This is a genomic window from uncultured Campylobacter sp. (genome assembly GCF_937973075.1).
Taxonomy (GTDB): Bacteria; Campylobacterota; Campylobacteria; order Campylobacterales; family Campylobacteraceae; genus Campylobacter_B.
Map to the genome: position 1 here is coordinate 1 of NZ_CALBWL010000070.1, position 2874 is coordinate 2874.

Annotated in this window: 3 protein-coding genes, 1 tRNA gene and 1 pseudogene; 3 read left to right on the plus strand and 2 right to left on the minus strand. The window is 44.2% G+C overall.

Annotation, left to right across the window (positions count from 1 at the left end; translation table 11 throughout):
- A pseudogene (locus Q0274_RS09885) lies at window positions 1-153 on the minus strand (sensor histidine kinase); the annotation flags it as partial.
- 490 nt (window positions 154-643) lie between these two features.
- Window positions 644-1321 (minus strand): response regulator transcription factor, encoded by a 678-nt coding sequence (locus tag Q0274_RS09890; RefSeq protein WP_005870247.1) that lies wholly within the window; start codon window positions 1319-1321, stop codon window positions 644-646.
- A gap of 326 nt (window positions 1322-1647) precedes the next feature.
- Here Q0274_RS09890 and Q0274_RS09895 point away from each other — a divergent pair, with 326 nt between their 5' ends.
- The 3 genes from Q0274_RS09895 to Q0274_RS09905 all read left to right on the plus strand — a co-directional run.
- Entirely contained in the window at window positions 1648-1944 is a 297-nt protein-coding gene (locus Q0274_RS09895) for an HU family DNA-binding protein (RefSeq protein WP_298029367.1), read from the plus strand.
- 73 nt (window positions 1945-2017) lie between these two features.
- A tRNA-Leu gene (locus Q0274_RS09900) sits at window positions 2018-2104 on the plus strand.
- A 115-nt stretch (window positions 2105-2219) separates the two neighbouring features.
- Window positions 2220-2874: biotin carboxylase N-terminal domain-containing protein (locus tag Q0274_RS09905; RefSeq protein WP_298029369.1), on the plus strand; the 655-nt coding region annotated here is incomplete at its 3' end.

Here is a 2874-nt window from a genome sequence, read left to right on the forward strand (position 1 = left end):
CGCGCGCGCGACGATGGAGTATTTGGAGTTTAGCTCGCGGGTGTAGTTTTGCTGATCGTAGCCAATGAGCCAGAGTAGAGCGAGCGAAACGCCCACGGCAGCGAGCGCGAAGATGAACGTGATGGTGTAAAAAATCGACGATCTTACTTTCATTAAATTTATATGATCCTTAAATTTTTAAAATTTCAAAGCTTTGAAGCCGCGGGCTTGCTTTGCTTTAGTGCGCGTACCGACTTATTCGGCTTTAAATTTACGGCGCGTCTTAAAGGCACGGCGTGTAAATTTTAAAATTTCATCGCAAAGCAGGGCACTTTTAAGCTTTTGAGCCGCGCCGCTTTAAATTTTTAAAATTTACCCTTTCGCTGCCCTGGGCTCTGTTTTTTATAACTCGTCTTGCGCGTAGAGCCGAATTTTGCTGAAATTTATAACGATGAAATTTCACGCCCATTTAAAATCGCACGCCAAATTTATAACTACAAAATTTTATCGTAAAATTTTAACGCTTCAGTTGCGGCGCCTTAAATTTAAACGACAAGATCGCGCGGAACGGCTTGCGATTTCAGTTTCGCCGCGCGGGTGTCTATTAAATTTAGATCCGCGAGCGGCTAAATTCTATCACGTCGCCCATACGGCGCAAGCCCGCTCATTGTATCAGCTTATAGCCCACGCCGCGGATAGCGTGGATGTAGCTGGGCGCCTTGGATGTTTCTCCAAGCTTTAGGCGGATGCGACCGATGATGACGTCGATGCTTTTGCTCGAGGATTCCTCACTTATGGAGCTGCAGTTGTAGATGAGCTCCTCGCGGGTGATCGCGCCGCCTTCCTTTTTGATGAGATACGAAAGCACGTCGTATTCGGCGATGGTGAGCGATAGGGGCTGTCCTTTGAAGCTGATGACGTGGCGGAAATCGTCCACTTCGAGGTCTTTTTTGGGCTTTGCGGCGCGCTGGATGGAGTTTATATCGTAGCGCTCGATGTGGCGTTTGATGCGCGCTAAAAGCTCTTGTGGATTATAGGGCTTTGGCAGATAATCATCCGCGCCGAAGTCGAAGGCGTTGATCTTATCGGTCAGATCGTGGCGGGCGCTTGATATTATGATCGGTATATCGGTGTTTTTGCGGATCTCTTTGCAGACCTCAAGCCCGTCCATCCCAGGAAGCGTGAGATCTAAAATCACGAGGTTGAAATTTTCTAAATTTAGCTTGGAAAGCCCCAAAAACGGATCGTCCGCGACGGTGATATCGATATCGTATTGTTGCAGATATTCGCTTAAAATTTCGGCGAGTTCTAAATCGTCCTCTATCATTAAAATTTTAGTCATAAAAAGCCTTTGAAATTTTGCGCGGATTATAACAAAATATAGTTTATATATTTTAAAGCGGCGGGCTGGGGCGAAATTTTATAAAAATGAGGCGCGGATGGGCAAAATTTTGAAATTTTTTGAAATCCGGTGAAATTTCAAAAATCAGCCCCAAAAATATGGCGAAATTTTAAAATTTAAAGAAGCAAAATCTGAAAAATTGACGAATTTGGGCTAAATTCGGCTAAATTTTGCCGATTTTTGCGTTTTTTTCTTAAAAAACTATTGTATTTTTTGCGAAACTATTGTAGAATACCGCCCAAACCACTTTATTTTAAAGGATTAGCATGAAAAAAGCTGATTTTATCCAAGTAGTTGCCGAGAAGGCAGGTCTTTCTAAAAAAGATACCGTTAAGGTAGTTGATTCTACGCTTGAGGCTATCAAAGAGCTTTTAGTAAAAGGTGATGACATAAGCTTCATCGGATTCGGATCTTTCGGCATTGCAGAGCGTGCAGCTCGCGAGGGTAAAGTTCCTGGCACAAACAGAACTTACAAATCTCCTGCTACTAAAGTAGTAAAATTTAAAGTTGGCAAACAGCTAAAAGAGGCTGTTGCAGCTGCAAAAGGCAAGAAGAAAAAATAATTTTCTTGCTCCAAGCCCCGTCTTCGGGGCTTATCTTTTTTTAAAAATTTATACAATCATAACTTTTCAAAATGCCCGAGTGGTGAAATTGGTAGACGCACCAGACTCAAAATCTGGCGAGGGCGACCTCGTGTCGGTTCGATTCCGACCTCGGGCACCATAAATCTTCTTTAAATTTTGTCCGTAATTTCAACCGCCTTTTGCAAATTTCAACTTGATATAAAATTTTTTATACTATTATTACCGCGGTATTTCTTTAAAAGAGGCAATTATTTATGATACGTAAAATTCTTATCGCTAATCGCGGCGAGATCGCGGTTCGCATCATTAGGGCCTGCAGAGATCTGCATATTAAAAGCGTCGCGATCTATACCAAACCCGACATCGATTGCTTGCACGTAAAAATCGCCGATGAGGCCTACGAAGTAAGCGCGGACGCGCTAAAAGGCTATCTGGACGCTAAAAAGATCGTCGAAGTCGCCAAAGAGTGCGGCGCCGATGCGATACATCCTGGATACGGCTTTTTGAGCGAGAATTTTGACTTTGCAAGAGAAGTCGAGGACGCGGGCATTATTTTCATCGGTCCGAAACCCGACGTTATCCGCAAAATGGGTAACAAAAACATCGCTCGCTATTTGATGCGCAAAAACGGCATTCCGATCGTGCCGGGTACCGAAAAGCTAAATCACGAGAGCATGGATACGATCAAAAAATATGCGCGCGAGATCGGCTATCCCGTGATCTTAAAGGCTAGCGGCGGCGGCGGCGGGCGCGGTATCCGCGAGGTATGGGAGGAGAAGGATATGGAGAGCGCCTACGATTCGTGCACGAGAGAGGCAAAAACATTTTTTAATAACGATGAAATTTTTATGGAAAAACTCGTCGTCAAGCCGCGCCATATCGAGTTTCAGATCATCGGCGACAATTACG

Excerpts from the sequence above, each read along its gene's own strand:
- Q0274_RS09895 (WP_298029367.1), top strand. The coding sequence starts at position 1,648 with ATGAAAAAAGCTGATTTTATCCAAGTAGTTGCCGAGAAGGCAGGTCTT.
- Q0274_RS09890 (WP_005870247.1), bottom strand. The coding sequence starts at position 1,321 with ATGACTAAAATTTTAATGATAGAGGACGATTTAGAACTCGCCGAAATT.